We start from the raw sequence: 4,797 nt of genomic DNA on the forward strand, positions 1-4,797 counted from the left end.
TCAACTCCAGCATCTCGCCGGCCACGTCGACCGTGACCTTCTGCGACAGGTCGCCGTTGGCGACCGCCGTCGTCACCTGCGCGATGTCCCGCACCTGACCGGTCAGGTTGCGGAAGGCCGTGTTCACCGAGTCGGTGAGGTCCTTCCACGTCCCCGCCGCGCCCGGCACCTCGGCCTGACCGCCGAGCAGACCCTCGACGCCGACCTCCCGCGCCACCCGGGTCACCTCGGAACCGAAGGCGGAGAGCTGGTCCACCATCGTGTTGACGGTGTTCTTCAACTCCAGCATCTCGCCGGCCACGTCGACCGTGACCTTCTGCGACAGGTCGCCGTTGGCGACCGCCGTCGTCACCTGCGCGATGTCCCGCACCTGCGTGGTGATGTTCCGGAAGACCGTGTTGACGGAGTCCGTGAGGTCCTTCCACGTCCCCGCCGCACCCGGCACCTGCGCCTGACCGCCGAGCAGACCCTGCGCGCCGACCTCGCCCGACACCCGGGTCACCTCGTCGGCGAACGTCCTCAGCGTCTCGGTCATCTGGTTGATGGTGTCCGCGAGTTGCGCGATCTCACCGCGCGCGGAGACCCGCACCTTCTGCGACAGGTCGCCGTTGGCGACCGCGGTCGTCACCTCGGCGATGCCCCTCACCTGATTGGTGAGGTTGCCCGCCATCGTGTTGACGGAATCGGTGAGGTCCTTCCACACACCGGCGACCCCGGCCACCTCGGCCTGCCCGCCGAGCTCGCCCTCCGTACCCACCTCACGGGCGACACGGGTCACCTCGGAGGAGAACGACGACAGCTGGTCCACCATCCGGTTGACGGTGTTCTTCAGCTCCAGCATCTCGCCGGCCACGTTCGCCGTGACCTTCTGCGACAGGTCGCCGTCCGCGACCGCCGTCGTCACCAGCGCGATGTCCCGCACCTGCGCCGTCAGCCGGTTCGCCATGGTGTTGACCGAGTCCGTGAGGTCCTTCCACGAACCGGACACCCCGCGCACCTGCGCCTGCCCGCCCAACTTGCCGTCGGTACCCACCTCGACGGCGACCCTGGTCACCTCGGACGCGAACACCGACAGCTGGTCGACCAGGTTGTTCGCGGTACGCGCGACCTTCAGGAACTCCCCGCGCAAAGGCCGTACGGTCCCGTCGGCACCCTCCGAACGCAGGTCCATCCGCTGGTCCAGATCACCTTCGGCCACCGCCGAGAGGACCCGTCCCACCTCGGACACCGGCCGGGCCAGATCGTCGACGAGCGCGTTCGCGGCCTCGATCGCCGCCGCCCACGCCCCCTCACTGGCCCCCGCCTCCAGGCGCTCGGACAGCTTTCCCTCGCGCCCCACCACCCGCCGGACCCGGGACAACTCCCCGGTCACGTGCATCTGCCGGTCGGCGACCTCGTTGAACACGGCGGAGATCTCCGCCATGACCCCGTCGCCGGACGCCGTGAGCCGCTTACGGAAGTTCCCGTCCCGCATCGACACCAAAGCGGCCAACAACCGCTCCAGCGCCGCCGCGTCCACCTGCACCGTCCCCCCACGGGAACGTCCGCCCCTCGCGCGCGTGCCACTGCCGCCGCCACGCCGCGCCGCCGTGCCAGACTCCACCGTGTCCCTCCCGAAAGGGGTCGACCGTACCGCTCCGGCTCTCGCCGGTAGCCTGCCCAGTGTTTCACCGCGACCGAACCAGGCGATAACAGTTCGGCAGCTTCGCACCGCGTCCCTACCCCCGGGGGACGGAATCAGCGGTGACCGGCGTCCGCTCGGACAGTGAAGGTAAGTAACCTGGCTTCCGGCTGTCCAGCCGCCCCGGTCCGCCCGGCGGGGGCGGTGTGGTGCGCGCACGACCACCGGGCAGCGGGAGGGGCAGACCGAGGATGGCAGAGCCGGGCGTCGAGACGCGTACGAGGAGTGCTGTGATCACCGCGCGGGCGACTGCCAGCTTCGAGCCCGTCGGGCGGTCCGTCGCGGCCGCCCGCGCGTTCGTCAGGGACACCCTCCAGGGCTGGGGGCACCCCGAGCTCGTCGACGACGCCGTCGTCCTCACCAGCGAGCTCGTCACCAACGCCGTCATCCACGCCGGCACCTCCGCCGAGGTCCTGTGCCTCCGCTCCGACGACAGCATCCGCGTCGAGGTCGCCGACCGCTACCCCGAGCGCGAGATCCCCGTCCAGAGCGGCCGCTCCCTCGGCAACCCCGACCGCGAGAACGGCCGGGGCCTGCTGCTCTGCGCCGCCCTCGCCCACCGCTGGGGAGTCGACTACTCCCCCACCCGAAAGCACGTCTGGTTCCACCTCGACCTCGCCCAGCGCCCGGTCGGCACCCGCTCCGCCGGCCCCGTCCTCCCCGACCCGCTCCTCCCGGTCGCCGACAGCCGCGTCCGCGTCGCCGTCGTCCAGATCGACGACGGCGGAGCCGTCACCGCCTGGAACGAGGACGCCGAGGAACTCTTCGGATACGGCTCCGAGCAGGTCACCGGCAAACCCCTCGGCGACCTCGCCGCCTGGCCCCACACTCCCGGCATCGGCACCGGCCTCGCCGAGGCCCTGCGCCTCTCCCGCTGGGAGGGCACCTACGGCATCCGCTGCGCGGACGGCCGCGTCATCCCCGTCTACGCCTCGCACCTCCGGGTCCGCGACACCCAGGGCGAGCCCTCCACCGTCTGCCTCCTGGTACGCGAACACGAGCGAGCCGTCCTCCAGACCCCCCAGCGCCCCGCCGCCGAACCAGGAGGCGAGAGCCGCGCCGCCGACCCCTTCGAGGTCTTCATCGGCTCCCCGGCCCCCGACGACCTCGACGGCCTCCTCCAGCGCACGGTCGAACGCGCCCGCGACATGCTCGACGGCGACGCCGCCTTCCTCCTCCTCGCCACCGACGACGAGACGGAACTGGAGGTACGGGCGACCACCGGTCTCCCCGCCGCCCGCCAGCGCTTCGCCCGCGTCCCCGTCGAGACCGGCGCCAGCCGCTACGGCTCCGCCCGCATGCCCGCCGTCCACGAGGACCTCGCCGCCGTCCCCGGCGCCGTCCCGCTCCTCGAAGGCACCGGCATGCGCGCGGTGGTCACCGTCCCGCTCAAGGTCGAGGGCCGGCTCACCGGCTCCCTCGGCGTCGCCGCCGAGACCGCGAACCGCTACTCGAACGAGGAGGCCCTGCGCCTCCAGTTCGCCGCCGACCGCATCGCCCTCGCCGTGGAGTCCGCCCGCCTCGGCGAACTCGAACGCCTGCGCCGCGGCTCCCTCAGCTTCCTCGTCGAGGCCTCCGACCTCCTGGCCGGCACCCTCGACCGCGACCAGACCCTGGCTCTCATGGCCCAGATGACGGTCCCCACCCTCGCCACCTGGTGCGCGGTCTACACGATCGCCGACCAGTCCTCCGACCCGTACCTCTCGTACGTGCTCCACGAGGACGAGGACCGCATCGACGGCCTCAAGGACCTGCTCTCCTCCATCGCCCCGCCCGACCCGGTGGCGACCCTCGGCGCCCGGGTCTGGACCGCGCCGGGCGACGCCGCCCACCGCGCCGCGCTGACCGCCTCGGTCCGCGCCCTCGACCACCCGGCGAGCCCGCTCTCCTCCGGCATCGACGCCACACTGGCCACGGCCGGCACGGTCGCCGGCGAGACCGTCGTCCTGCCCCTGGTCGCCCGCAACCGGGTGATCGGCATGCTGACGCTCGGCCGCCCCTCCGAGGACCACTTCCGCCAGGAGATCCTGGAGCTCGCCGAGGACCTCTCGCGCCGGGCCGCCCTCGCCCTGGACAACGCCCGCCTCTACTCCGAGCGCGTGGCGATCAGCCAGTCCCTCCAGCGCAGCCTCCTCCCGCCGGGTCTCCCCGAGATCCCGGGCGTCGAGGTCGACGTCATCTACCGCGCCGCCGGCGAGGGCAACGAGGTCGGCGGCGACTTCTACGACCTCTTCCCCATCCGCGACGGCGCCTACGGCTTCGCCATCGGAGACGTCTGCGGTACGGGCCCCCAGGCCGCGGCCGTCACCGGCCTCGCCCGGCACGCCCTGCGCCTCCTGGCCCGCGAGGGCTTCGGCGGCCCGGCCGTCCTGGAGCGCCTCAACGCGGCGATCCTCGACGAGGGCGACCGCAGCCGCTTCCTCACCCTCCTCTACGGCGAGATGCGCCCGCAGCCGGACGGCTCCGCGATCCTCAAGGTCGTCTGCGCCGGCCATCCCCTCCCCCTGCGCCTCCGCCCCGACGGCACGGTCGAACCCGCGGCGGAACCCCAGCCCCTCCTCGGCGTCATGGACGACCTGGAGCTGTACGAGCAGACCATCACCCTCGACCCCGGCGACGTCCTCCTCTGCGTCACGGACGGCGTGACGGAGCGCCGCGAGGGCACCCGAATGCTCGGCGACGACGGCCTCGCCGAAGTCCTCAAGACCTGTACGGGCCTCACGGCCGGCGCGGTCGCCTCCCGCATCCTCCGCGCCGTCGAGCGCTTCGCCCAGGCCCCCGCCTCCGACGACATGGCCATCCTCGCCATGCGCCTCCGCGAGCCCGACCCCCGCTGACTCCTCTCCCGGCGATCCCCCGAAAGGGGGTTCGCCGGCCATCGGCCTCCTCGCCCGCAGAACGCAAAAAAGGCCCCCGCCATGAGGCGGGGGCCTTTTTCTTTTCGGAGCCCTTTAACGGAATCGAACCGTTGACCTTCTCCTTACCATGGAGACGCTCTACCGACTGAGCTAAAAGGGCAGGTGTTCGGCGGTGTCCTACTCTCCCACAGGGTCCCCCCTGCAGTACCATCGGCGCTGAAAGGCTTAGCTTCCGGGTTCGGAATGTAACCGGGCGTT

At 72.0% G+C, this 4,797-nt stretch carries 2 protein-coding genes, 1 tRNA gene and 1 rRNA gene; 1 reads left to right on the forward strand and 3 read right to left on the reverse strand.

The features are described 5' to 3' along the window. A partial coding sequence (locus ACFCY7_RS38470; RefSeq protein WP_376490735.1) for a HAMP domain-containing protein occupies nt 1–1,603 on the reverse strand: 1,603 nt, incomplete at its 3' end. Nucleotides 1,604–1,872: 269 nt separating this feature from the next. On the opposite strand from ACFCY7_RS38470, the gene ACFCY7_RS38475 reads away from it, so the two are divergent. Continuing rightward, nucleotides 1,873–4,518, forward strand: coding sequence for a SpoIIE family protein phosphatase (locus tag ACFCY7_RS38475; protein WP_376490736.1), 2,646 nt, complete (start codon nt 1,873–1,875; stop codon nt 4,516–4,518). Between the two features lie 108 nt (nt 4,519–4,626). Here the strand turns inward: ACFCY7_RS38475 and ACFCY7_RS38480 are convergent. Next, nucleotides 4,627–4,699, reverse strand: a tRNA-Thr gene (locus tag ACFCY7_RS38480). A gap of 4 nt (nt 4,700–4,703) precedes the next feature. Further along, nucleotides 4,704–4,797 (reverse strand): 5S ribosomal RNA (gene rrf, locus ACFCY7_RS38485); the annotation flags it as partial.

The organism is Streptomyces sp. NPDC056361 (assembly GCF_042262805.1).
Lineage (GTDB): Bacteria > Actinomycetota > Actinomycetes > Streptomycetales > Streptomycetaceae > Streptomyces.

Coding starts and splice junctions, on each gene's coding strand:
- ACFCY7_RS38475 (WP_376490736.1), top strand. CDS start 1,873: ATGGCAGAGCCGGGCGTCGAGACGCGTACGAGGAGTGCTGTGATCACC.